Raw genomic sequence first — 26,449 nt, 5'->3', positions numbered from 1 at the left:
AACCAATAAAGACTGCAGGGCTCTTTTGAAAAAACTATAAAATTTTAAAGTCTAACTAATTTATTATAAATTGTTTCCTATTTTGATACTAAAGTAAACCGTACGTGGTTGCATAGGTCCGTAGATATATGCGGGATCTCTGTCAATACCGGTATCAAAATCTTCTTGATATGAATTAAATATATTTTTCATTCCTGTAAATAGTCGAAGTTTTGCTCCGTTTATTTTAATATCATAATTTATTTTAAGTCCCAAGTCGAAGAAAGAATCAGATTCTTTTAAAACCTCTTCATTGTATGGTACTAACATAGAACCTGTGTAGTTTCCTGAAATTGCCACTCCTAATGCTTTGGTAGGTGTATAGTTCAAGGTCATATAACCATAATTATCAGGTGTACGGAAGAATTTCTTCTCGCCCAGTTCTTGTTCTTCTTCGTACTCGCTTTTTTGAATCGTAAAACCAGCTTTGAAATTTAATTGAGAAGAAGGCACAACATTTAACTCCATATTCAAGCCTTGTACTTTAGCACCTCCTTCAGCATTAATACGGGTATAAGTAACAACACCATCAGCATCAGGTGCGCTAAATTCATTAGCAAATGCATCATCTAATTTGGTATAAAATCCTTCGACAAGGAAATTAACGAAAGCATTACCTATTTCTTTATTGAAATCTAGGGAAGCCATAAAACTCTGACTGGTTTCTTGTTCTAAATCTGGATCGTTTTTGTGAATGATCTTTTTTGCACCAGAAGTTTCAATGTGCAAGTCTTCATCGAAAATTTGAGGAGCACGATAACCCTGTGAGTAGCTTACACGTAGCTGAATATAATCTACAGGATCATATTTTAAAGTTAAACGTGGACTAAAAACATCGCCGGATTTCTCATCACTTTTATCAGTATTATCCTTTATGCTATAATGATCATAACGAACTCCTGCAGATGCCTTAAATTTGTTAAATGTCATTTCATACTGTGCAAATGCCCCGAAAGTTGTGGATTCTTGGTCTGCAACTGTTGTATTGTCAGTATGCGGGATAGATTCAATAGCCCCATCTTTTATTACTGCATTTTCATAGTCAAGATAGCCTAACTTTGTATCTTCTAATTCTGATTTTACGAATTCCGTACCAAAAGTGAGTTCACCGACTCCATGGAAATGAGCACTGTATTGTGTACCGATCGTGTAAGTAAAGTCTTCAGTATTTCCATAATCAGCTAAAGATTGTTCGGCACCGTAGTAGCTGTCTCTTTTTACGCTCTGTCCTGATACGTAAACAGACCAAAGATCTTTTTCTCTGAAAAACTGGTCATAAGATAATGCTCCTGTAAGGATGTCATGTTTTACAGACTCAGCGATACCAGCCTCATGTTCAACATAATCAAATTTGTCACCACCTCTTCTGTTTTCTTTAATGTTGAAAAAATCTGCAGTTACCTTACTTCTATTCCCAAAGCGGTGGTATAGGCGACTTCCTACTGTAGTGTTTTTCAACTCTGCGATTTCTGAAAAGGTATCATTATTTGCATCAAAAGGTTCTCGATCTCTCCAAAATCCATAAATGGCCAAACCCGTCTTATGATCATCCGAAACTAGAGACGTATTGAAGTGTGCATCATAATCTTGGGCTACATCACCAGAATCATCTAACCCAATACCAATGAACGAACTGCTGAAACCTGCTTCATAAGTATTTCCAATAGGATCTTTTAGAATAACGTTGATTGTTCCTGCTATTGCATTGCTACCATAGAGTGCAGAACCACCACCGCGTACAACTTCTACTCGGTCTATCATGTTAGATGGAATTAATTCTAAACCATATACTCCCGCTAAACCACTAAATATAGGTCTAGAATTGATGAGAATCTGAGAGTATGGTCCCTCCATTCCATTCATTCGCACTTGTGAGAAACCGCAGTTTTGACAATCATTTTCCAGACGAAGACCAGGAGTGAAATTTAGCCCCTCTCCGAAAGTAGCGGATTGTGTGATTTTAAATATCTCAGGTGAAATCGTGCTCACAATTGTAGTTGCTTCTTGTCTATTTCTTTGCGTTCTATCACCAGTTACTACAATCTCATCTAGACCTAGAGCATCTTTTTCTAGCTGAAAATTTACCTGTGCTGATTTCAATGCTTCAACGTTAATGACTTTAGTTTGTGGTTTATAGCCTAAGTATTGAACTTCAAGAGTGACTTCTCCTGAGGGTATAAACTTTAAAAGATAATGTCCTGTTTGGTCAGTTGTTGCACCTAAGGTGGTACCAACTAAAGAAACAGATGCAAAGGGAAGATGTTCTCCATCTTCATCTATCACCTCACCAGTGATGTTTCCTGTTTTCTTATCATGCTCATTGGGAATATTGGCTCCCATAATGTTATTCACTGTGCATAATAACAGCACAACGAAACTAAATTTTATTAATTTCATAATTTGATTTATTTAGTTTTTTATAGAATATTATTGAATGTAAATACGTTCTTTTGGCTAAATCTATGGTATAGATTCAGCTTATTTCCTGCGAAAGCCAATATGGAAATTACAGCTAATAGCTTTCGCGAGGTTTTATGTAATTTGTATTTTAGCTAATAACTATAGGGGGCGCCCGACCTGGACAGTATCTCCAAAAAACAGAGTAGTCAAAATTTTCTGGAAATGGGAAATATGAAGTATAGCTCTTCAGGATAATTAATGAAGAGAATATAAGAATAGACGCATTTAAGAAACTAAATGTTTTAAAAATTAGAAACTCAAAATAATTGTGATGATGTGTTTTAAAAGGTTCTTTATCACTTCCTTTATCATAAGGATGAGCATGTGTTATTACAGTGCCATCAGCTAAAATATGCGAGTGCGTATAAGAGGATTTACTTACTGCAAACAGTAATATGATTCCTAATAGCGTGAATGCTAGTGCCTTTCTAAGTATATTTATTACAGCTACTCTCATTTATAGGCGCAAAAGTAGACTGAATCTAAATATGAGACAATACCTAATAGTAGGTATATTAAGACATATTATTCAAAGTCTTTGTACAGCATACTGGTTTGAATGCTTTTATTATTTTGATATTTCCCGCTTTTGTATTCGTCTGTTTCTCCCAATATACTATGATAATATATCTGACAGATTTCCACATTAGGATAGATACGAACGGGTTGAATGCAGAATATTTCTAAGGTCCAAAATCCCTTAAAACCCACATCACCAAAACCTGCGGTTACATGGATACTCATGCCTAACCTTCCAATAGAGGAACGGCCTTCAAGCATGGGAACAAGATTGTGTGTCTCTGTATATTCTAAAGTTCTGCCAAGATAAAGTTTATTAGGTTCAAGCAGTAAACCCTCTTCTGGAATAATGATTTTACTGGCATTGTGCTTTTCCTTCATATCCAAAATTGACTCATCGTATACTAACAGTTCATTGGCTAAGCGGAGGTTGTAACTGTTTGGGTTTATTTGAGTAGGAGAGTAAGGTTCTATAATAATGTCGTCTCCTATTCTTTTTTGGATTTCTTTACCAGATAGAATCATAGCTTCGTTGCTGTCAGTTAAAAATTCTGGGTAAAGATATCATTTTTTCTTGAGTCAAAAAGAAAGGCAATCTTTTTCAGACTGCCTTCTTTTAAATTAACTAAATACTTAAACTATGAAAAAAACTAACTTTTTACCTTCACTTACAAAAGTAAGCGTTCATATTGTTAAGTCGTTATAATGGTTGTTAAACAATGTTATTAAGGATATTCTATGCCTTTATACTTGTTTGGATCGACCTCTGGCAGGTTAGCATCATACTTCTTATTGATAGCTTTTATAAATCCATTAGCTATGATACCATATCCTCTTTGGTTAGGATGTATGCCATCTAAGGAAAAGACGCCACCAGTTACAAACGTAGAATTGTAAGAAACTCCCTTTATGTGTAAGCCGTTAGTGGCTAGGTCTTGCATCAGAGCATTAGCATCGAAAAGAGCTAACTCATTAATTTCTGCAATGTTTTTAATTGTCGTGTTGAAGGCATCAGTACTGTTTTTAATCAAAGCGAGCTCTTCTACATCAAGTGCATCTTTATCGTGGATTGGATTTACTGCATCCAAAACCTTTTGTGCTTCTTCAGGTGATAGCTGTTGCCCTGCTCCTAATTTCCCCAGTACAGCCATTACTTCCGCTGATAGGCTAACACTGCCATATCCTTCTGTTTTCATAGCAGTTTGGTCAATAGTGAGTAATAGAAGTTCATCTTCAGACATTTGACGAAAACCTAAAGGATTGGCTTGTGTCTTTTCAGTTTGAATTAGAAATCGATTTTCACCTTCTGTAAATGCAATGCCATATTGTGAAGCTAAAGCTTGAGCCTGTTCTGCTGGGACTCCTTGCCCCATAAGTACTTGGGTAAATATACCTTGCACTGCAGCGAAGAAACTCGTCAAGCTTTGTGCCGTTTCAGCATCTAATGCTAATGCATTATTGGGGACGGTATTGAAAAATGGGATAGAACTTACAAATGGGATATTAGCTACGACTCCTTTAGCTCCATTAGCTGTGAGTTTCTGGACTAACATTTCATAGTATTGCGCAAATGCTATTTCTGCAGTCATAGGCTCACTACCATCACCACCGCTAGTGGCAAATCCAAGGATATCATTATTACCTATCCATAAGGAAAAGAACGTTGGATTCAATTTTAGAGCGTCTTCAATAACTGAGCTATTCGTTGTTGAGGCAAAGCGGACATAGTATGGATTGGCTGTCCCGGTTAGTAGATTCACAGGATTTCCATATCCAGGGGCTAATAAATGGGCAACTTTAGCTCCAGGAACAGCTAAATTATAGTATGGACCATCGTTGTATATATTAGCAATTGTGGTGGCACCAGTTCCTTCAGCTGTTACCGGGAATAACCCATTGGCTGTTTTAGCGAGAATCCTTTTGTTAGGCACTCCGATCATTGGAATTCCTCCTAAGTCATCAGCCATAAGTGGTTGAGTGAACTCATAAGAGAGCTCCATGCCTTGGGCAATCATTGCTGGGTAAGAATTTATCTGTCCTTCTTTATATAATGCTCCATCCTGAAATCCTGCGGATAATGAATTCCCAAGTGCAACGTAAGTTGTAAAATCTGCACTGCCTGACTGTGTCTGTATATCTTGTACATCATCTGAAAAATCACAAGATGTTATCAATAGTGTTCCTAAGATGATACTTAAGTAGATTAATATCTTTTTCATATTGTATTTTTTATAAAATTGTTTGGAATTTAGAAACTATAGGTGACTCCTATACCTGGAGAAATTGCAAAAGAGCGAAAGTCTCCCCAGAAATTGTCTGCTTTGTAGCCAACTCGGCGTTCTTGTCCGTTGATGATTAACAGGGAGAAATCAATTCCCAATCTTTTTGACGCTTGGAAAGATCCTCCCATAGTAAATCCTAAGTTGTTCATACTCGGTGTCTCAGGAGAGAAGAAATTTTCACGCACTGGCGTGGGGTCATAATAAAATCCTGCTCGGGCTGTCAACCGATCATTGACTAAGTATTGCGCACCGATACGACCAGTTATTGAGTTCTTATAGTTCCTTTCTTGAACTTTGATTAAATGAGTATTTTCATTAAATTCAAAAAGAAGTTGCTCATACTCACTCCAATTGTTAAAATTTACATCACCAGCAATCGTTAATTGCGGATTGATTCTGTAGGCAACACCTAAGTTAAGCGAGGAAATCATTGGAAGGGAAGCACTGAAAGTGTCATTGGTTATAAATGAACTTCCTGCTAAGGCAGAAGGCACTGTAAAAATAGCGTCTCCATTATCCACAGTCACGTCTATTTTAGAGCGATAATTGATTCCTAAACTAAGCTTTTCTGTAGGCTGTAAATAAACTCCTAAATTATATCCATAAGAAGGATTAGCTTTACCTTCTAATTTCAGATGTCCGTTTATCGCAGGAATATCTTTTTCAACCACCTCTTCACCCATTACGATAACTAGACCAGCACCTACACTCAACCAATCATTGATAGCATAAGACAGTGTGGGTTGTACAAAATACGTTTTAAGTTCTATATTGGTAATCAATGCGCGACCTTCCCAACCTTCTGGCCATTCGATGCCACTTCCAAATGGAGTATAAAATCCAACTCCTGCGGTTAATTTTTGATTAATCTTGTATGAAGCATAAAACTCAATTGGCGTACCTACCGGATTATCTGTTTCGCTTTTTGCTCTTGTTTCCGGATTTTGATAATATCCTTTCGCAAAAAGGGCATTTCCACCAAAGGTAAATTCCCACTTGTTTTGTTGCTGGGCTAGTGCTCCAGGATTAAAAAAGATAGCACTGCCATCTAGATACAATCCTGTACCGGCATGAGCCATTCCTAAAAATTTCTGACTTTGTAATGATACACCATAGCCACCAGCATAGGTGTAAGAGACTGCAAAACAGAAAAATACGAATAAAAATACTTTTTTCATGTTAAAATCTTTAAGTAATTATAGTTGGTTTAGTAGCCGTAAAGATACTAAAATACTTTAAAGACCTATTTCTGGACTCCTAAGACGAAATGTAAATTCAATGTTAAGTTCGGCTTTTCCTGGTTGTGTCTTAACATTTCCTTAATATGAAGCCGTCAACTGTTTTGTATTTTTGGACGAAAATTTAGTAAACTAACAATAGCACTATGGAAAGCTACTATATGATTATGATTGGGGTATTGTTCATCTTAGCGATAACAGACCTTATAGTTGGAGTAAGTAATGACGCGGTAAACTTCTTGAATTCTGCCATAGGATCAAAAGCTTATACAATGCGAGTGATTATGATTGTTGCTAGCGTTGGAGTCTTGGCAGGGTCAGTATCATCGAGTGGTATGATGGAAGTTGCAAGAAAAGGTGTTTTCATGCCAGGAATGTTTCAGTTTGATGAAATTATCATCCTATTTATGGCAGTAATGATTACTGATGTGCTGTTGTTAGATTTATTTAACACATTAGGCTTACCTACATCTACGACCGTTTCTATTGTGTTTGAATTATTAGGTGCATCGGTAGCTATGGCTTTGATTAAGATTAATAATTCAGACGCCATTTATATTGAGCAACTCGGTGAGTTTATCAACACAGGAAAAGCCTTGATGATTATTAGTGGTATTTTGCTTTCTGTAGTATTCGCCTTTTCTATCGGTGCGATAGTTCAGTATCTTTCCCGTTTACTTTTCTCGTTTCAATTTGAAAAGAATGTTCCTTACTTTGGAGCCTTATTTGGTGGGTTTGCTATCACTGCAATTTTATACTTCATTATTATAAAAGGTATTAAAGGAACTCCTTTTTATGGGGATGTAAAACACATATTAGACAATTATCTATTTATTGGGATTGTCGTCAGTTTTATTGCTGTTACAGTGATTTGTCAACTGCTGTATAAGCTTTTCCATTTTAATATTTTAAAATTTATCATTCTCATAGGTACATTTTCTTTAGCTATGGCATTTGCGGGTAACGACTTGGTGAACTTTATTGGTGTGCCTATAGCTGCTTTTCAGTCTTTTGAGCAATGGGTAGCTTCAGGTGTTCCAGCATCAGAGTTTTCGATGGAAGGACTAGCAGGGAAAGTACCGACGCCAACATTATTTTTGATATTAGCTGGGGGGGTAATGGTACTGACTTTATGGTTTTCTAAAAAGGCACGAGCTGTAGTTGCTACTGGGGTTAACCTATCAAGACAAGGTGATGGTACTGAGCGTTTTCATCCGAATGCATTTTCTAGGGGGGTTGTTCGTATCTCTATTGGTATGGGCGGAGCTATCAAAAAAGCAGTGCCAGATACTGTTCTGGATAAAATGGAAAACAGATTCGAGCAGAAGAATAGGAATTTAAGCAAGGAAGAAATGGAGAAGGAGCCGGCATTTGATTTGATTAGAGCTTCTGTAAACCTTGTTGTAGCCGGAATACTTATTTCAATAGGTACTTCACTAAAATTACCACTTTCTACGACTTATGTTACGTTTATGGTTGCAATGGGTACCTCGCTAGCAGATAGAGCTTGGAATAGAGAAAGTGCTGTGTATCGAATTGCTGGTGTAGTAAACGTTATTGGAGGATGGTTTTTAACAGCTTTAGTAGCATTTTCAGCTTCAGCACTTATAGCTTATATTATTCATCTAGGTCAAGCATTTGGTGGTGAATTAGGAATGCTGATAGTAGTAATAGTTTTAGCACTGATCGCCGGAGGTATTATTATATATGGAATTTTCTTTAAGAAAAATACTAGTGATGAAGTATTAGCGATGGAGGACTTAGCTGTAGCTGTAGCTAACAAAGAAGAATTTATAGCTAAGGCAACTCGAGATATCTCATCGATCTTAAAACATATTTCTGATATTTATGGACGGTCAGTAAAGGCATTCGTTCAGGAAGATTTAAAGATGTTGAAGAAAGTCACTGAAAAAGCCGGTTCGGTTGATAGAAAGGCGAAAGGCTTAAGAGACAACGTTCACCACGTGATACACGATTTGAATGCTGTTTCTTTAGAGACGGGTAATCATTATGTACAAGTAGCTGACTATTTGAGGGAGATTGGACATTCTATTTCATTTATAGTAGATCCGATGAAACAGTACTTAGCAAACAATCATAAGCCATTTAATGAGGAGCAAGCAGATGAACTTCGTGAACTAGGTGCTTTAATTCATGAGCTGTACGAAGATGTGAAAATACTAGCTTCAAATTCGCCTAATATTTTAGATGATGAAGAACTTGAAATTGTGCAAGATAGACAAGAAAAGATTCTTGCTTATCTTACCCAGATACGTAAAAAACAAATAAAGAGAATTAAAAAGAATATCGTTGGTACGAGAAACTCTATGTTGTACTTGTCAATACTCAATGAAACAAAGAACTTAGTCTTACAGACAGGTAACGTAGTGAAATCATTACGAGATTTCTTTATTGCAAGTAGTGAAGCTTTCGAAGATGAATTAAATAAGTGATAATTGTATAAAGGAAGAAGTAGAGAATCTCTTAGTTGGGGGTTCTCTATTTCTTTTTTATAAGTGATGCTTTTTAGCATTTCTATTATTATTTAATAATGAGTATCTTTGCATCTCTAAATCTAAAAAATTAAAATAAAGTGGATTTATTCGAACGAATTAAAACAAGAAAAGGCAATATTGGACAATATGCCAGCCAAGCCCATGGTTATTATGCATTCCCAAAACTAGAAGGAGAAATTGCTCCAAGAATGAAGTTTAGAGGGAAAGAGCTTTTAACATGGAGTATAAATAATTACTTAGGATTAGCGAATCACCCTGAGGTACGTAAAGCAGATGCTGAAGGTGCTGAGAAATGGGGACTTGCCTATCCAATGGGGTCGCGCATGATGAGTGGACAAACCAGTCTGCATGAGAAGTTGGAAGGCGAGTTAGCTGAGTTTGTAGGGAAAGAAGATGCATACCTATTGAACTTTGGTTACCAAGGAATGGTATCTATAATTGATGCCATGGTAGACCGTCATGATGTCATTGTCTATGATTCAGAATCACATGCTTGTATTCTTGATGGAGTTAGATTGCATATGGGAAAACGCTATGTATTTCCACATAATGATATGGAGAACCTTAAGAAGCAGTTGAAACGTGCTACAGCTTTGGCTGAAAAGCAAAAAGGAGCTGTTCTTGTTATTACCGAAGGTGTATTTGGAATGGCTGGCGACTTAGGTAAATTGGATGAAATTTGTGCGTTGAAAAAAGAATTTGATTTCCGTTTGTTAGTGGATGATGCGCATGGTTTTGGTACAATGGGTAAGACCGGTGCTGGAACTATTGAGCACTTTGGTGTAGAAGACGGAGTAGATTTACACTTTGCGACTTTCGCTAAATCTATGGCAGGAATTGGTGCTTTCATCGCTTGTAGTGAAGAGGTTTGTAATTTCCTACGCTATACACTACGTTCACAGATATTTGCCAAATCACTGCCAATGCCAATGGTAGAAGGTGCCTTAAAGCGTTTGGATTTGTTGCGTTCTAAGCCTGAATTAAAAGACCAACTTTGGACGATTGCTAAAGCCTTACAGAATGGATTGAAAGAAGCTGGATTGAATATTGGACATACAGAATCACCTGTTACTCCGGTTTATCTTTCTGGTAGTGTAAATGAAGGAACCCAAGTAACGATGGATTTACGAGAAAATTATGGAATTTTCTGCTCTATTGTGGTCTATCCGGTAATTCCGAAAGGCGAATTGTTATTACGCCTAATACCTACTGCAGCACATACCATAGAGGATGTGGACTACACGGTTAAATGCTTCAAAGAGGTGAGCGAGAAATTAGCATCAGGCTTTTATAATGATAAGAGTTTTGCCGCTGTAGAATAAATATTTCTTAGCAATATAGTCTAAGCCTCTAAGCATTTTGTTTAGAGGCTTTTTTGTAAGATTTGGTTTGCAAAAGCTAATTTCTTATTTAATGTGAGAATGAGTAAAGTATTTTAAATGAACCTTTTATTTAAAACCTAAAAAAATACCGACACTATATAGCATCGGTATCTCTTTCTCTCTCAAAATTTTTATTGTGTTACTTCTTCTTGATCTCGTTAGGATCAATAATATTGAAACTGCTGATATCTAATGTACTAAGAGCTTGGCATACAATCTTTTTATTGTATTTCTTTTGCCATTCTTTCCGTATTGTTTTCCAAAATCCTCTATTCAAATACGCTTCAATAAATGGGTGTACTTGCAGAATAATATTTTTTAATGGACTTTGCTCTATTTTGTTTTGGATATCATCTACGATGGATATCGTAGGCTCTATTTTTCCAGTGCCCTTACATGTGGGGCATGCCTCACGCACATCAATTTTTTGTACAGGACGCACTCGTTGACGGGTAATTTGCATCAGTCCGAACTTGCTGAGAGGCAATATGTTATGTCGTGCTCTATCACCGCTCATGGCTTCTTTCATCGTTGAATGAAGTTTCTGACGGTGCTGACTGTCATTCATATCAATAAAGTCCACGACGATGATTCCACCCATATCACGCAGTCGTAATTGTCTAGCAATTTCTTCGGCTGCTGCCATATTGGTATTCAGCGCATTCGTTTCTTGGTCAGTCGCTTTAGTACGGTTACCGCTATTTACATCAATCACGTGGCAAGCTTCGGTATGCTCAATAACCAAATAGCCTTGCTTTCCAAAGGAGACGGTACGTCCAAATCCTTTTTTAAGTTGGCTGTTGATATCATATTTTTCAAAAATAGGGATATCGCCTTTTTCTCGTTTTACCACTTTCTCCATCTCTGGAGCGATGCCTTGAATATAATCTTTGACATCATAGTAGGTCTCTCTGTCATTCACATAGATTCCTTCAATAGAATCGTCCAAAATATCACGGAGGATGGTTTCTGTACGGTTTATTTCACTGAGTACTAGCTTGGGCGCCTTCGTTGAAGCTGAAATATCCATCAATGAATTTTCGAACTTTTTTACCAATCCTCTTAGCTCTTTATCCAGTACTGATGCCGTTTTCCCTTCGGCGACCGTACGTACGATAATACCATAATTACGAGGTGTGATACTTTCTAAGAGATTTTTAAGACGTTTTCTCTCTTCTGCTGAATCTATTTTCTGGGAAATAGAAACTTTATTACCACAGGGAATCAATACGAGATGTCTCCCTGCAATAGAAATTTCGCTGGTAAGTCTAGGTCCTTTAGTTGAAATAGGTTCTTTGGCTATTTGCACTAAAAGTTGTTGTCCTTCACTTACCGCTTCACTAATCTTTCCATCTTTACTAATGTCAGGCAAAAGCTGCATCTTCGAAAGATGGGAAAGTGTGTTTTTGTTTTTCTGTACTATCTTCAAAAACTTGTTGATAGAATTAAATTGTCCTCCTAAGTCTAAATAGTGGAGAAAACCTGCTTTTTCAAAGCCTACTTCTACAAAGCAAGCATTAAGTGAGGGCATAAGTTTTTTTACCCTAGCAAGGTAAATATCCCCTACAGCGAACTGATTGTCCTTTTTTTCTTGATTGAGCTCTTGAAGCTTCTTATCTTTTAGGAGTGCAATGTGAATTTCATCAGATTGTACATCTATAACTAATTCTTTACTCACTACACATATCTTCTATTAAATAAATAACCCGAACAAAGTAACTCGTACTGCCCGGGCTCAAAATTCATAAATAATCCATCGTTTTTAAGCCAATAGACTATTTTTTACTTTTATGTCTGTTTCTACGTAATCTTTTTTTACGCTTGTGTGTTGACATCTTATGTCTTTTTCTTTTTTTTCCGTTTGGCATAATTCTTTATTTATTTGTTTTTAACTCTATTTACAAAACTCTTTGAAGGCTTGAAAGCAGGAATATTGTGTGCTGGAATAATAATAGAAGTGTTTTTAGAAATATTACGAGCTGTTTTTTCGGCTCTTTCCTTTACAATAAAACTTCCAAATCCTCTTAGGTAAACATTATTTCCCTTTTCTAATGAGTCTTTTACCACATCCATAAAACCTTCAATGGTCTTTTGCACTGCAACCTTCTCAATACCTGTTTCCTTTGATATTTGATTGATTATATCTGCCTTAGTCATAATGTATTATATTATATATTTTTATTCAAAAATTGAAAACTCGGACACAAAGATATAACATAAATACATAATTGCCAAGTAGTGAGAGATATAAAAGAAAAAAAGTAGTTGCAAAACACAGTTAAGTAGGGTACTGCATCTGTAGGAGCTGTTTATTAATAATTTGTATAAAAATAGTATCTTTACAGAATAATCAAAATAATTAATGAGATGTCAGTAAACAAAGTAATTTTAGTTGGAAATGTAGGGATAGACCCAGAAGTGCGTTATTTAGAAGGCGGTACAGCAGTAGCAACTGTTCGTTTAGCCACAAGTGAAACCTATAAGAATAAAAACGGTGAGCGTATAACACAAACAGAATGGCACAACATTGTACTTTGGAGAGGGTTGGCTGAAATTACAGAGAAATATGTAAAAAAGGGTATGCAACTGTACATTGAGGGGAGACTACGTACTCGCTCATGGGATGATAAAGAGGGCAACAAGCGCTATACTACTGAAATTGTAGCAGATTCAATGAAGATGCTATCGCGCAAAGATGATAATAGTTCTCAACAAGAAGAAAAGAAGCAACAAGATATTGCTCCTGAACTTGATGACGCTGATGATTTACCTTTTTAACGCAGTTTTCATAAAGAAATACGAATATTTTCTATATCCATGGTAAATACTGGAATGGCAATTATTATTGTAATATTAGCAATTCTACTAATTTGTTCAGCACTCATTTCAGGTTCTGAGGTTGCCTTTTTCGCAATCTATTCTAAGGATAAGAAAAGGATAGAGCAAGATGATCCTTTAAGCAAACACGATATCGTACGTCGTCTTTTGGAAAATCCCAGTCGACTGATTGCGACGATATTTATTGCAAATAACTTTGTAAACATTGGGATTGTTGTTCTATCCAAATATATTTCGGATCAGCTTTTTACATTTCCGAATGCAACAGCTACACTTCGTTTACTGATTGAGATAATAGCGATAAGTTCGCTTATCTTGCTTTTTGGTGAGATTATTCCTAAAGTATATGCTAATAAAAAGCCAGTACTATTTGCGAGTTTTATGGCTCGAACTATTCGTTTTTTAGAGAAACTTTTTTATCCCTTGGCGAGTATTTTTATTCGCTCATTGAAAATGTTTGAGAAAAAGGTGAAAAAAGATGGCTCAGTCTCATTAGATGAGTTGTCACATGCTATTGAGATTGCATCTGATGAAATAGAAGAGGAACGCGATATGCTTGAAGGCATCGTTCGCTTTGCCAACATCAATGCTGAGGAGGTCATGCGCTCGCGAATGGATGTGGTTGCTGTAGAAATTAACACCACTTTTACTAAACTCAAGGCTGTAATTATAGATTCAGGTTTTTCGCGTATTCCAGTTTTTGTGAAGACTTTCGATGATGTCAGAGGTGTGCTCTATGTCAAAGACTTATTGCCACATATAGATAAACCTGCAAGCTTTCGTTGGCAGACGCTGATAAGGCAACCCTATTTTGTGCCGGAGAATAAAAAAATCAATGATTTATTGCAAGACTTCCAGACCAAGAAGATGCATATGGCTATTGTAATTGACGAATACGGAGGGTCTTCCGGAATTATTACATTAGAAGATGTTTTGGAGGAAGTGGTTGGCGAAATTACCGATGAGTATGACGAAGAAGAAAAATGGTATAGCAAAAAAGGACCAAAAAAATATGCCTTTGAGGGGAAAACACCAATTGATGATTTTGAAGAAATTATGGGCTTAGATGAAGGTTATTTATTGGAAGAAGATATGGAGGCAGACAGTTTAGCAGGATTACTTTTAGAACTAAAGGGAGCCTTCCCGGCTAAGGATGAAAAGATTATCTATAAAGGGTTTACTTTTATACCTACAGCTTTTGGAGAGCGAAGGATTAAGCAAATAGAGGTTATAATTGATGAGAAAAGTGAAGATTAGTGAGAGATTACTTGAGAAAAAACGTGTAAAACCAACTCCGACAAGGATTTTGGTAGCGGAAGAGCTTCTGAAAAATAACGAAGCCAAAAGTTTGCAAGATATGGAAGAGGCACTTCCTAATGCTGATAAAGTGACTATTTACCGTACGATTAAGACTTTTTTAGACAATCATATTATTCATTCAGTGCTATTGCCTGATGGACAAACGAAATATGCGCTCTGCGAGCATGCAGAACACCAGCATCACGTGCATCCCCATTTTACTTGTCAGAAATGTGGAGAAACGCATTGCCTTCCAGAGACTAACATTCCATTGCAAGATTTTCCAAAAAATTATAAAGTAAGTGACGTTTTATTGACGCTATCCGGCGTATGTCCTAAATGTTCCTCTTAAGATTATGACACAAATAGTTAAAGTTCGATTGGCTCTTTTTTTAGGAATCATTTTAGTTTCAGTATTTCCTATCTTGATAAAGATGGAATTAGCATCTGGTCTGATATCTGCCTTTTATAGGATGGCGATAGCTGCGTGTATTTTAGTTCCTTATGCCCTTTTTACAGGTCAATATAAAGTGACTTCGATAAAATATTTCTTACTCTCATGTCTTTGTGGCTTAATTTTCGCTTCAGACATTACCGTCTGGAATATTGCGATACAATCATCTACTGCAACACAAGCGACCTTGCTCACCAACCTTTCACCACTTTGGGTAGGCATATTTTCATTGGTGTTTCTGAAAATAAGACCAGCCTCCAATTTCTGGGTGGGGGTTGTTTTAGCGCTCATAGGCTTAGTCATTTTGATAGGCTACACTGTTTTCATCAATTTGTCCTTTGATATGGCATTTGGCTTGGCGGTTTTATCAGGAATATTCTATGCATGCTACTTTTTAGTAAGTAAATATACCTTAGAGAAAGTAGAAGTCATTCCTTTTATGGCATACAGCACCTTAGCTGCCAGTGTTTATCTTTTGTTCCTAAACATTAGATTTGGAGAACAATTTTTTGGTTATAATACTCAAGCTTGGAGTTCTTTTTTAGTACAAGGCTTACTTTGTCAATTGGCTGCTTGGTTATTATTGGGCTTTTCAATGAAGCATATGCGACCTACCCGAGTATCATTGAGTATGCTTTCACAAGCTTTAGTTACTGCACTTTTAGCAGTAGTCTTTTTAGATGAACATATTACTTTACAAATGGTCATGGGTGGTTGTCTCATTCTACTAGGTATTGCAGCTACTTTCAAAAAGAAACCTATCTTTGGATAATTAGAGAAAGTGATTTTATATAATTAAAAGTGAAAAATGTTTTCAAAGGAGGAAAAAGCGCTGATAACAGAACAGTTTTGGCAACAGTTGAAATATAAAAGCAAAAGAGCTTTTGGGAAAAGACATTCGTGGGTTTTAAAAAACACTGGGATTAGGGGAATTCAACTGAAGTTTGAGATTAGTCGCGATGTTGCACTTGTAGTATTGCAATGTTATTCTTCATCTTTAGAAAAAAGAGAGTGGATTTATGATATTTTACAGCAATATCATCGGGTAATAGCTGATATAGCTGAAGAACCTCCAGTTTGGGACAAGTATGGAGCATTAGAAGAATTATCGGGAATGCCATCTGTTTATTACAAGCTTGATAATGTAGATTATCTGCAACAGAAGTATTGGGATGAAATCCACAACTTTTTCATAGTATATATGACTAAATTAGAAAACGCCTTTTTGGAGATAAAAGACGTTCTCAAAGTAGAAATTAAAGAGCTCCAATAGGATAAATACACTATTGGAATGCTCATTTATTCATTGGGGCTATTCTTATCTTTCTTTTTGCTTTCTAAAAGGTAGCCTACCACTAACCCTAAACCGCCACAAAGGAATATCCCTGTGAGATAGGCAAAAAGTTCATCATTAAAAAGATTTAGCTTTGTAAGTATTGCACCGATGATAATCCCTAAAGCTATGCCTATGAATAATAATCCAAAGCGTAGTGCTTCATTCCCCATGTTCATTTGTCCTACTAATTTAACATCATCAGGGTTTAATGCAACACGATCTAATAATTGCTTCTTGTAGCTGAAATATTTTGACACGCCTACTATTGTTGCTATGCCTAAAAAAACTAAAAACACTTCCATTTTATCTATTTTTATTGGTTTCTTGTCTATTAAGACGCAGTTAGTGACAAATAGGTTACAAAAAAGACTATCTATTCATATTTTTTGCAATCCGTTCCACGAAGATATTGTTTTTTTGTAGCTTTGTAAGTAATGGATGCAATATTTTATCTCCCAGACATAGACCTAGAAAATAAAGAACACATCTTGCCTCAAGAAGAAGCAAAACATGCTATCCGTGTGTTACGAATGCGAGAGGGAGATTCTCTACTCTTGACCAATGGGAAAGGATATCTCATAAAGTCCCGCATCAATTCTATTGAGGGGAAAAAGTGTATTGTTACTTTTGATGAAGCGCCAGAAAAACGGAAGCAACCATATAAATTGCATATGGCAATAGCACCTACCAAAAACATCAATAGGTACAAATGGTTGTTAGAGAAAGCTACTGAAATAGGTGTCAGCACTATAACACCCATACTTACATCTCATTCAGAACGCAGAAATGTTAATCTTGCAAGACTCGAAAAAATATTGGTAGCGGCGATGAAACAATCACAAAAAGCCTATTTGCCAATACTAGTTGAAATGACCATGTTCAATGAATTTGTGACGAAAGAGCAGAAAGGGCTTTTATATCTTGCCCACTGTGATACAGAGTTTTCTCGGGAAAGCCTTGTAGCAAGCTATGAGAAAGGGAAAGAGGCAACCATAATGATAGGTCCGGAAGGTGATTTTTCAAAAGAAGAAATCCAATATGCTATTAATAAAGGATTTCAGAGCATTCATCTTGGAAATAGTCGATTAAGAACAGAAACTGCTGCTGTAGTCGCTTGCAGTTCGATTTATCAGTTGAATTTTTAAAAATTAAAATACTCATGAAGAAAGTTTTAGTAACCTATGACATACCTAAGAAAGGATTAGCTATTCTTGAAGAAAAAGGGTTTCAGGTAGATTTTCCTGAAAAGACGTATTTTACCAAAGAGGAATTAATAGAGAAACTTCCCGAATATGATGCTTTGTTAGCAGTTTTTGTTAGAGAGGTTGACAAAGAAATCATCCAAGCAGGGAAAAACTTAAAAATCATAAGTAACTATGGAGTTGGCTTTAATAATATAGATATTAAAGTAGCTCGTGATAAAGATATTGCCGTAACTAATACACCGGTGTCCGTATGTGAGCCCACAGCTGAATTGGCTTTTGGCTTGCTTTTGGCAACGATGCGGAATATCTCTGGAGTCAATTTAGGTTTGCGACACGACCCTGACTTTAAATGGGGAATCATGGAAAATCTAGGAAATACTCTAGTAGGCAAGCGATTGGGTATTATCGGCATGGGAAATATAGGGCAAGCAATTGCTCGTAGAGCTTTAGCTTTTGGAATGGAGGTGGTTTATCATAATAGAAATCAATTAAAGAAATCTATTGAGGATAAATATGAAGCGAAGTATGTTTCCTTGAAAGAATTGCTAAAAACCTCTGATGCTGTAAGTTTAAATGTCCCCCTCACAGATGAGACACATCACTTGATTGATGAAAAAGCTTTAAAGATGATGAAAGAATCAGCATTTTTGGTAAATACTGCACGTGGACCTGTGGTGGATGAAAGCGCATTGATTGAGGCATTGGAACGAGGAAGAATTGCAGGGGCAGGTTTAGATGTTTTTGAAGAAGAACCGCATATTCCAGAAGCTTTATTGGATTTGCCAAACGTAACATTAACTCCACATACAGGTAGTGCTACTTTTGAAGATAGAATTCTGACGGGTAAAGAAGCGGCAGAAAATATTATTGCTTTCTTTGAAGGCAAACCTCAAAATGTTGTAAACTAAATCATTCTCAAGATATGCTATTAGCCATAGATATAGGAAATTCTAATGTAGTTTTTGGATTATTCGATAAGGATAAGCTCATTGATATGTGGCGTGTTCATACGGTGGTAAATAAAACATCAGACGAATACGAAGCCATTTTCAGGACTTTCTTAGCAAGTCGAAATATAAAGATCGATTCCATTTCAAGGGTAGTTATCAGTAGTGTGGTACCCTCATTGAATTTTGCAATGAGAAATATGATAGGTAATCTTTTTGGGGTTGATCCGCTAGTCATCGCTCCAAAAATATACAATAAATTGCCTATAGAAATCCGCAATCCATACCAAATCGGATCGGATTTAGTTGCTAATGCAACCATGGTAAGTGAGTGCTATGACGGTGGTTCTATTGTGGTAGATATGGGTACAGCATTAACTTGTTTAGCCGTTGATGGCAGAGGGAAAATTTTAGGGGTCACTATTTGTCCGGGATTGAAGACTGCAATGAGTGCACTTTCACAAAAGACAGCACAGTTGCCCCATGTAAATATAGAAGCACCACCATCAGTATTAGGAACAAACACCGTACACGCCATACAGGCAGGTGTGGTTCTAGGATATAAAGGACTAATAGCTTCACTTGTAAATGACATGAAGAAAGAAATTGGGGATGATAATTTGAATGTGATTGCGACAGGAGGGTTGAGTGTAGTGATGTATCCTTTGCTAAAAGACGTGTTTACAGAAAGAGAGCCTGATCTTACTTTAAAAGGCATACGAATAATAGGTGAATTAGTTTTAGGGAAATAATATGGGAATTGAAATAGAACGAAAGTTTTTGGTCAAAGATGATTCTTTCAAGAAGGATGCATCTGAAAAACATTTATATCAACAAGGTTATATTGAAGGACCTTTTATGGCTACAGTTCGTGTTAGAATTATAGAAGATACTGGCTATATTACAATTAAAAGCAAATCGGTAAATTTTACCCGATATGAATATGAGTATGAAATTCCTCTCACTGATGCCCAAGAAATGCTGACCAATCTTTGTGGGAATAAGATGGAGAAATATCGGCATATTGTGTGGTTTGAAGGCAAACGCTGGGAAGTCGACGAGTTTATAGGAGAAAATAAGGGGCTATTTGTGGCAGAATTGGAGCTTAAAAGTGAAGAGGAAGCATTCGCATTGCCCAATTGGTTAGGAGAAGAAGTTACTCATGATTTTCGTTATAGAAATTCGTTTATTTCTCAAAATCCTTTCAATACCTGGGAGTAACGATTTTGAATATACTTCACAATATCTGAGCGATAAAAAAGGGCTTTCAGTAACTTAATAACAAAAAAGAAGGCGACACTTTCATATCGCCCTCCGTTCTTATTATTCGTATAATTTGAATTTTTTCAAAGTAAACTTGGCTAACAAGTAGCTTACGTATATAAACACTGGCCAAGAAAGGTACCAACAAATTTCTGTTAAATGTTCCATTATTTCTTAAGTTTTAAGGTTAATAAGCGTGAGAAGAACCATCCGTCATTTCTTCTTCAGTAATTCGCTTGCTGGTAAGTGCTTTCCATGCATACCATATATATGCTACTACAAATGGCACCATTAGCGATACGTAACTCATTGCAGTAAGTGTAAAATGACTTGACGATGAATTCTCAATAGTTAAAGAAGCTTGTAAGTCATAGGTTGATGGGTAAAATGCTGTATTATTAAATCCTGCAAGGATAAATAATGCAAATACTGTTAAGACAGTACCAGAACCAGCAAACCATATTCCTTTGCGCGAGTCTTTAATAATCGAAGAAATAATTCCCCAAAGAACTAAAACTACTCCTACTAGCAAAATGATTGTATTTACAGGCATCGCTAGTAAGTTATTAAAGTATTTGTAAGGCTCCATATAAACCTCCTTAGTTTCAGGATTTACAGCAAAGCCGTCCTTTAATAGTACCCAAATTAAGAATGTAAGGAAAAATACTAAGAATAATCCTGCCTCAGGAACGAGTCTTTTCTTAGCTCTTCTAAAGATATTTTCATTATCAATAGTATTCATAAAGAAAAGAATGGCTAATACCCTTGCAAGGAAAAATACCGCTATTCCTAAAATTGGATTTAAAGGATTAAGCACAGCTTCTAAACCATAAGCAGGTCCTTGCCACTGTACTTGGCGAGTAACTTCATCAAGACTAAATTCAGAACCTGTAAAAAATGTAGCTACAGCAGTTCCAATTAGAATTGTTCCAAGCACACCGTTAATAACAAGCATCGCTTCATAAAATCCCTTTCCATAAAGATTGTTTGGTTTTGAGCGATATTGATAAGATACAGCCTGTACGATGAAGGCAAACAAAATGACAATCCAAACCCAATATGCCCCACCAAAACTGGTTGCATAAAATAGCGGAAACGATGCAAAGAAAGCCCCTCCAAATGTCACTAAGGTTGTAAAAGTAAATTCCCACTTGCGACCTAGTGCATTGATAATCATCTTTTGTTCCAGATCATTTTTTCCTAAAGTATGTATTAAAGTCTGTCCGCCTTGTACAAACATTAAAAATACTAGGAGAGCTCCAAGTAGTGCGATAATACACCACCAATATTGTTGTAATGCTAAATGTGATAATGATTCAAACATAATTAGTGTCCTCCTTCTTTAGGTCCAATATGGATTTGTTTAAACAAAATTTTCAACTCCGCAATGAGTAAGGCTGTGAATACGACAACGAACATCCAGAAAGTAATCTGGATAGAACTAGCACTTACCTTTGAGACTGCAGCCATAGTAGGCATTAGGTCTTGAACTACCCAAGGTTGGCGACCTAGCTCTGCAACAACCCAGCCAGCCTGACTAGCTACATAAGCAAGAGGTATAGTAATAATACCTAAACGTAATAATAATCTTGAGTTAGTCAGCTTGTTTTTACTTGCCATCCAAAGGAAGAGCAGAAATAACAGCAGAAACCAAAATCCTAATATGACCATAATATGGAAACTGTAAAATGTGATAGGAATATTTGGAATTATACCATTAGGATTATCGATGAAATAGCTGTAACCAAAATGCTCATAATTTTCTTCTAAAAGCTTTAGGTTTGTAGCCATTGCTTCTTCATTACCTTCTTTCTTAGCTTTAGTGAAGTCTTTTAAAGCATTTCTAGCTATCAATCCTCTTTCAGCACGTTCTTTTACAGGTAAAACTACATTGCCTTCATGATCTGTATATCCTTCCATAATGTCTTTTACTCCAGGAACAAAAGCATCAAAATCATTAAATGCTAAAAAGGAAATGATTCCGGGGATTTCAGCTTTGAAGAGAAAATCATTGACTTCTGGATACTTAGGATCTACTGGATCTGATGATAATGCACCAATCGCAATGACTCCTGCATTAGTTGAACCTTCATAATATCCTTCCATAGCTGCCAACTTCATAGGTTGATGTTTTGCTACAGCAGTAGCCGATCCATCACCTGATAAAATAGTGAAAAGGATGCTTAATAATCCAAACACTGAGCCGACAACGATACTTCGCTTAGCCATCAATAAATGACGACCCTTTAAAAGATACCAAGCACTAATACCAACTACGACTACTGCAGCTAAGGTATAAGAAGAGGTAATGGTATGAATAAATTTATGAACAGCAGTAGGTGATAAAACTATATCCCAAAAGCTTTCCATCTCATTACGAGCTGTTTCTGGATTAAATTTCATGCCTACAGGAGCCTGCATCCATCCATTAGCTACTAATATCCATAGTGCTGAAAGATTAGCTCCGAGGGCTGTAAGCCAGGTTGCTGTTAAGTGAAATTTAGGACTTACTTTATTCCATCCAAAAAACATGATGGCAATAAAGGTTGACTCCATAAAGAAAGCCATAATCCCTTCAATAGCGAGTGGAGCACCAAAAATGTCTCCAACAAACCATGAGTAACTAGACCAGTTTGTCCCAAATTGGAACTCCAGAATAATACCGGTGGCAACACCGATGGCGAAATTGATTCCGAAAATGGTCATCCAAAATTTTGTGATACTTTTCCATTCCGGGTTTTTAGTTTTATAGTATATCGTCTCCATAAAGGCGATGATAAACGCTAAACCTAAAGTAAGCGGAACGAATATCCAATGGTACATTGCTGTAAGTGCAAATTGTGCCCTGGACCAATCAACTGCTGAACTGTCAAATTGTTCAATCATAGATAAATTGTTTTAGGTTAATATTGCTTAGGTTAATTATCTCTTATTCAGGGTTAGTAAGTTGTTCTATTACATGTTCGCTTCTTTCCTCATCACTATCAAAGTCTGTTTTCAATACATTAGGGAAAAAAACCAATCTCCATATTGCAAACATGATAAACAGTTTGATGAGTATTAACAGCCATAATTGCTTGCCTGTTTTTCCCATATTTTTAAATCCGTCTATGTAAAAGTTCACGATTCGTGCACCAATATTCGGTTTTTTATCCATTTAAAAGTAGCTATTAACTATGTTTGTAGAAAACAAATTTATAAAAATACGTTAAAAAACATACATTTGTTTCTTATTTAGAAGTTATCTTGACAACGTGCTAAATATAAGATTATTAGGTCTTTTATTTATTCTGTAGGTTATTCCAAGTTGAATTCGTTTTTGTAAAGCGATAGCGTATAACTATCTAACCAATCATAGAAATCTTTGACTTCTTTGTTAGAAGGGGGATTTTGTCTCCATTTTGAAAGTGTTGACTCTGTTTTTTCAAAGACTTCTTTTTCTGCTTTTTCCAGAATTTCAGCATATCCGGTACCTTCTGCGTTATACAGTTTGGATATTTTTAAATATTTGTAGCCAGAAGATGGTTTTATTGGATAACACTCGTCTTTTAATGCAAGTGAAAATCTATTCAGGGGAGCGGTTCCAGTCTCGTCTTTTGCTAATACAGAAGGAACAGTATTTACTAATGGAAATACAGGAAGCGTAAGGCTTGTATTGGGGAAGCCTACCATTGTCCACATTGTTGAGAGGTTTGGAGATTCATCGGTGCGTACGCCACGGATGATAACTGCAGAGGCAGAACCATGGCGAGTAATTAAATCATCAGAATTAACAAAATCATCGGTCATTGGTTTTTGAGAGTATTCTTTGCGGTAGTCTCTTTTCAGTACGGGATGAATCATACAACGAGAAAAGTCTTGGATAATTGTTTGAGAATTCAAATTGTCTTTAGCTGCCGCTTCTTTAAATAGCATCTCTGCAGTTTGGCAACGAATATATCCATACCCCACATCTTTTGTTCCTGTTTTTGAATAATTTGTACGAATTACGTAACCATTAGGAGCAGTTTCAAGATCATTCGCATCAAATTTGGTATAGGTCTGATTATTTACTTCATAGAAGGCAGCTCCACCTTTTGCATCAATAACTCCAAAATGGGCTGCAAGTCCCATAGGTCTTGGTAAGGTGACTAACAGGTTCTCTAAATCTTCTAAAGTTTCACATTGCTGTAATGCTTTTTTCATAAAACGCCCCTCTTGATCTTTATAATCTGTGGTATCAGCTTCATTAACATTAAAGGAAGCACTATTCATGATAGAAAATCCAACATTGTTTGTTCCTCCCCATACATTCTCTCCATTGGTATCTCGTGAATCCATTAAACCCACATAAGCGTATTTACCGTCTGAAAAATAGCGCACATCATTTTTGTAACTTTCTGTATCTCGCAATTTCCATATTATAGGACGACCATCTTTAGTGTTCTTGCCAGAAATAACAGCAGTAGTACAAGCTAGACCAACACTAATACTTGTCATTAGAATCAAAAGTGCAATAATTAATTTTTTCATAAAGCGATGTTGTATTATATGTTTATTGTTTTCTCCATTCTATTTTTACGGTTTCCATAATTTCTGTACGAAAAATAATGTCTTTCCTAATTGTAAAACCTAATTTTTTATAAAAAGCTATTGGGCTTTTGTATAAAGTTTCGTCCGATTTTTTATAATGATTAGAAAATATTGCCCAACCATTGAGTCTATCATTATTTTGTCTTGCGTTCGTTATTAGTTCTTTGCCAATGCCCTTGCCTTGAATTTTTGAACTAAGTAAAATTAAGAACCATCTATCATCATCTCTTATAAAATCGGCATACCAGCCTTGAATATGCCCTGATTCATCAATAACGATAACATGTTTAGCATCCTTCAAGCTTTTGATATATTCATCAAATTTGTCTTGTGATTTTTCAATAATGACCTTAGGATATTCTTCATTCCAAATAGCACGTATTTCTTTACGAATTACTGGAGAAAGTTTATCCGTTTTCTTGTAAATCATAGTTGGAAACCATATATAACACCACAAATGTAAACATTTCTATTTCATTATTATAGAGAAGTACAATGAGCTATCTAGAAAAATCTATAAATAAAAAAAGACTTTTTAGTCTAATATTTCGGTTATTGCGTTTGTAATTGTTAAATTTGCATCGAAATAGAAATATAAACTGACTTTCGAGCTTAGTTAAACAGTATATGGCAAAAGAAGAACAAGATAGAATACTCGAGGAAGTTACGAGTAAGGAATATGAGTATGGGTTTGTCAGTGATATCGATAGTGATACCATTGAAAAAGGCTTAAATGAGGATGTAATTAGATTAATATCCGAAAAGAAAAATGAGCCAGCGTTCATGTTAGAATATCGATTGAAAGCATTTCGACATTGGCAGAAAATGGAAATGCCAGATTGGGCTTATTTAGACATTCCTCCAATAGATTTTCAGGAGATAAGTTATTACGCAGCTCCCAAGAAAAAGCCACAATTGAATTCCTTAGATGAGGTAGACCCAGAACTTTTGGAGACTTTTAATAAATTGGGAATACCATTAGAGGAACAAAAAGTCTTGTCAGGTGTAGCAGTTGATGCTGTAATAGACAGTGTCTCTGTGAAAACAACATTCAAAGAAGAGTTGGCTAAGAAAGGAATAATTTTCTGCTCATTTAGTGAAGCAGTACAAGATCATCCCGATTTAGTAAAAAAATATCTCGGTTCGGTGGTACCTTATACTGACAATTATTTTGCTGCCTTAAATGCTGCTGTTTTCAGTGACGGTTCTTTCTGTTACATTCCCAAAGGAGTGCGTTGCCCTATGGAGTTATCAACTTATTTCCGGATAAATGCAGCCAATACAGGACAGTTTGAGCGTACTCTTATTGTTGCAGATGAAGGTGGATATGTAAGCTATTTAGAAGGATGTACAGCTCCACAACGTGATGAAAATCAATTACACGCTGCTGTTGTAGAAATTGTGGTGAAAAAAGATGCCGAAGTAAAATACTCAACGGTACAGAACTGGTTCCCAGGCGATAAGCAAGGGAAGGGCGGAATCTATAACTTCGTAACCAAACGCGGAATTTGCAAAGGTGATCATTCAAAACTTACATGGGCACAGATAGAAACTGGTTCTGCTGTTACGTGGAAATACCCAAGTACGATATTAAAAGGAGATTATTCTTCGTCAGAATTTTATTCCGTTGCATTAACGAATCACCACCAGCAAGCTGACACGGGTACAAAAATGATTCACTTAGGGAAAAATACCCGTAGCTTAATTGTTTCGAAAGGAATTTCAGCCGGAAAGAGCCAAAACAGCTATCGTGGATTGGTTAAAGTGGCAAAAAATGCAGAAAATGCACGAAATTTCTCACAATGTGACTCCTTATTGATGGGCGATAAGTGTGGAGCACATACTTTTCCATATTTGGAGATATCAAATAATTCGGCAAAAGTGGAACACGAGGCAACTACTTCTAAAATTGGAGAAGATCAGATTTTTTATTGTAACCAAAGAGGTATGGATACCGAAAAGGCAGTAGGATTGATTGTGAATGGCTACGTAAAAGAGGTTATTAATAAGATGCCGATGGAGTTTGCCGTTGAAGCACAAAAGTTGTTGGCTATCAGCTTAGAAGGTAGTGTAGGATAATATTATTAGATTAGAAATAA

General features: G+C 36.2%; 25 protein-coding genes. 12 read left to right on the top strand and 13 right to left on the bottom strand.

The features are described from left to right. Positions 1-63 precede the first annotated feature (63 nt). The 5 genes from C7377_RS01060 to C7377_RS01040 form a co-directional block, all read right to left on the bottom strand. The gene (locus tag C7377_RS01060) at positions 64-2,436 is read right to left on the bottom strand and encodes a TonB-dependent receptor (RefSeq protein WP_116495492.1); all 2,373 of its coding nucleotides are present in this window, start codon (positions 2,434-2,436) and stop codon (positions 64-66) included. A gap of 151 nt (positions 2,437-2,587) precedes the next feature. Then, positions 2,588-2,956, bottom strand: coding sequence for a hypothetical protein (locus C7377_RS01055; RefSeq protein WP_116495491.1), 369 nt, complete (start codon positions 2,954-2,956; stop codon positions 2,588-2,590). A 68-nt stretch (positions 2,957-3,024) separates the two neighbouring features. Further along, positions 3,025-3,543, bottom strand: coding sequence for a dCTP deaminase (gene dcd / locus C7377_RS01050; RefSeq protein ID WP_116495490.1), 519 nt, complete (start codon positions 3,541-3,543; stop codon positions 3,025-3,027). Between the two features lie 200 nt (positions 3,544-3,743). Continuing rightward, positions 3,744-5,237, bottom strand: coding sequence for an SGNH/GDSL hydrolase family protein (locus tag C7377_RS01045; protein WP_116495489.1), 1,494 nt, complete (start codon positions 5,235-5,237; stop codon positions 3,744-3,746). Positions 5,238-5,266: 29 nt separating this feature from the next. Continuing rightward, a complete protein-coding gene (locus C7377_RS01040) occupies positions 5,267-6,478 on the bottom strand; it encodes an OmpP1/FadL family transporter (RefSeq protein WP_116495488.1) in 1,212 nt (403 codons plus the stop codon). Between the two features lie 206 nt (positions 6,479-6,684). Between C7377_RS01040 and C7377_RS01035 the strand changes: the two genes are divergently transcribed. Beyond that, complete coding sequence (locus C7377_RS01035; RefSeq protein ID WP_116495487.1) at positions 6,685-8,991, top strand: inorganic phosphate transporter; 2,307 nt, start codon at positions 6,685-6,687, stop codon at positions 8,989-8,991. Between the two features lie 140 nt (positions 8,992-9,131). After that, positions 9,132-10,376, top strand: a complete 1,245-nt coding sequence (locus C7377_RS01030) for an aminotransferase class I/II-fold pyridoxal phosphate-dependent enzyme (RefSeq protein ID WP_116495486.1) — start codon at positions 9,132-9,134, stop codon at positions 10,374-10,376. A gap of 199 nt (positions 10,377-10,575) precedes the next feature. On the opposite strand, the gene C7377_RS01025 is transcribed toward C7377_RS01030, so the two are convergent. Together C7377_RS01025 and C7377_RS01020 are read right to left on the bottom strand one after the other, a co-directional pair. Beyond that, positions 10,576-12,114, bottom strand: a complete 1,539-nt coding sequence (locus C7377_RS01025) for an Rne/Rng family ribonuclease (RefSeq protein ID WP_116495485.1) — start codon at positions 12,112-12,114, stop codon at positions 10,576-10,578. A 200-nt stretch (positions 12,115-12,314) separates the two neighbouring features. Beyond that, on the bottom strand, positions 12,315-12,593 hold the full coding sequence (locus C7377_RS01020) for an HU family DNA-binding protein (RefSeq protein ID WP_116495484.1): 279 nt from the start codon (positions 12,591-12,593) through the stop codon (positions 12,315-12,317). A gap of 210 nt (positions 12,594-12,803) precedes the next feature. Here C7377_RS01020 and C7377_RS01015 point away from each other — a divergent pair, with 210 nt between their 5' ends. From C7377_RS01015 to C7377_RS00995, 5 genes are read left to right on the top strand one after another with little or no spacing between them, the layout of a single operon-like run. After that, positions 12,804-13,214, top strand: a complete 411-nt coding sequence (locus tag C7377_RS01015) for a single-stranded DNA-binding protein (protein WP_116495483.1) — start codon at positions 12,804-12,806, stop codon at positions 13,212-13,214. A gap of 39 nt (positions 13,215-13,253) precedes the next feature. Further along, positions 13,254-14,531 carry a gliding motility-associated protein GldE gene (gene gldE / locus C7377_RS01010; protein ID WP_207778378.1) on the top strand — a complete coding sequence of 426 codons (1,278 nt, stop codon included), beginning with the start codon at positions 13,254-13,256 and terminating at the stop codon, positions 14,529-14,531. Then, a complete protein-coding gene (locus tag C7377_RS01005) occupies positions 14,512-14,925 on the top strand; it encodes a Fur family transcriptional regulator (RefSeq protein ID WP_133241445.1) in 414 nt (137 codons plus the stop codon). The genes gldE and C7377_RS01005 overlap by 20 nt, the downstream gene beginning before the upstream one ends. Before the next feature lie 4 nt (positions 14,926-14,929). Continuing rightward, entirely contained in the window at positions 14,930-15,799 is an 870-nt protein-coding gene (locus C7377_RS01000; RefSeq protein ID WP_116495481.1) for a DMT family transporter, read from the top strand. Positions 15,800-15,835: 36 nt separating this feature from the next. Beyond that, positions 15,836-16,300: a DUF4268 domain-containing protein gene (locus C7377_RS00995; protein WP_116495480.1), complete on the top strand. Its 465-nt coding sequence runs from the start codon at positions 15,836-15,838 to the stop codon at positions 16,298-16,300. A gap of 26 nt (positions 16,301-16,326) precedes the next feature. Here the strand turns inward: C7377_RS00995 and C7377_RS00990 are convergent, their stop codons facing one another. Further along, entirely contained in the window at positions 16,327-16,665 is a 339-nt protein-coding gene (locus tag C7377_RS00990) for a DUF6249 domain-containing protein (RefSeq protein ID WP_116495479.1), read from the bottom strand. Positions 16,666-16,797: 132 nt separating this feature from the next. Between C7377_RS00990 and C7377_RS00985 the strand changes: the two genes are divergently transcribed. Genes C7377_RS00985 through C7377_RS00970 form a run of 4 tightly spaced genes read left to right on the top strand, consistent with a single transcriptional unit; the run spans position 16,798 to position 19,736 of the window. Continuing rightward, positions 16,798-17,508 (top strand): 16S rRNA (uracil(1498)-N(3))-methyltransferase, encoded by a 711-nt coding sequence (locus C7377_RS00985; RefSeq protein ID WP_116495478.1) that lies wholly within the window; start codon positions 16,798-16,800, stop codon positions 17,506-17,508. A gap of 14 nt (positions 17,509-17,522) precedes the next feature. Beyond that, a complete protein-coding gene (locus C7377_RS00980; RefSeq protein WP_116495477.1) occupies positions 17,523-18,476 on the top strand; it encodes an NAD(P)-dependent oxidoreductase in 954 nt (317 codons plus the stop codon). 14 nt (positions 18,477-18,490) lie between these two features. Then, on the top strand, positions 18,491-19,267 hold the full coding sequence (locus tag C7377_RS00975) for a type III pantothenate kinase (RefSeq protein WP_116495476.1): 777 nt from the start codon (positions 18,491-18,493) through the stop codon (positions 19,265-19,267). Between the two features lies 1 nt (position 19,268). Next, positions 19,269-19,736 carry a CYTH domain-containing protein gene (locus tag C7377_RS00970; protein ID WP_116495475.1) on the top strand — a complete coding sequence of 156 codons (468 nt, stop codon included), beginning with the start codon at positions 19,269-19,271 and terminating at the stop codon, positions 19,734-19,736. A 229-nt stretch (positions 19,737-19,965) separates the two neighbouring features. Here the strand turns inward: C7377_RS00970 and cydB are convergent, their stop codons facing one another. From cydB to C7377_RS00945, 5 genes are all read right to left on the bottom strand, one after another. Next, entirely contained in the window at positions 19,966-21,102 is a 1,137-nt protein-coding gene (cydB, locus tag C7377_RS00965) for a cytochrome d ubiquinol oxidase subunit II (protein WP_116495474.1), read from the bottom strand. Between the two features lie 2 nt (positions 21,103-21,104). Further along, positions 21,105-22,664 (bottom strand): cytochrome ubiquinol oxidase subunit I, encoded by a 1,560-nt coding sequence (locus tag C7377_RS00960; RefSeq protein WP_116495473.1) that lies wholly within the window; start codon positions 22,662-22,664, stop codon positions 21,105-21,107. A 43-nt stretch (positions 22,665-22,707) separates the two neighbouring features. After that, the gene (locus C7377_RS00955; protein WP_116495472.1) at positions 22,708-22,935 is read right to left on the bottom strand and encodes a DUF4492 domain-containing protein; all 228 of its coding nucleotides are present in this window, start codon (positions 22,933-22,935) and stop codon (positions 22,708-22,710) included. A gap of 140 nt (positions 22,936-23,075) precedes the next feature. After that, on the bottom strand, positions 23,076-24,290 hold the full coding sequence (locus C7377_RS00950) for a hypothetical protein (protein ID WP_133241444.1): 1,215 nt from the start codon (positions 24,288-24,290) through the stop codon (positions 23,076-23,078). Positions 24,291-24,312: 22 nt separating this feature from the next. After that, positions 24,313-24,780 (bottom strand): GNAT family N-acetyltransferase, encoded by a 468-nt coding sequence (locus tag C7377_RS00945; protein ID WP_116495470.1) that lies wholly within the window; start codon positions 24,778-24,780, stop codon positions 24,313-24,315. 197 nt (positions 24,781-24,977) lie between these two features. Between C7377_RS00945 and sufB the strand changes: the two genes are divergently transcribed. After that, entirely contained in the window at positions 24,978-26,429 is a 1,452-nt protein-coding gene (gene sufB / locus C7377_RS00940; protein ID WP_116495469.1) for a Fe-S cluster assembly protein SufB, read from the top strand. Positions 26,430-26,449 lie beyond the last annotated feature (20 nt).

It is taken from the genome of Balneicella halophila, assembly GCF_003096835.1.
GTDB classification, from domain to species: Bacteria; Bacteroidota; Bacteroidia; order Bacteroidales; family Balneicellaceae; genus Balneicella; species Balneicella halophila.
Note: the sequence above shows the minus strand (reverse complement) of the source record. Positions and strands in the feature narration are given on the sequence as shown.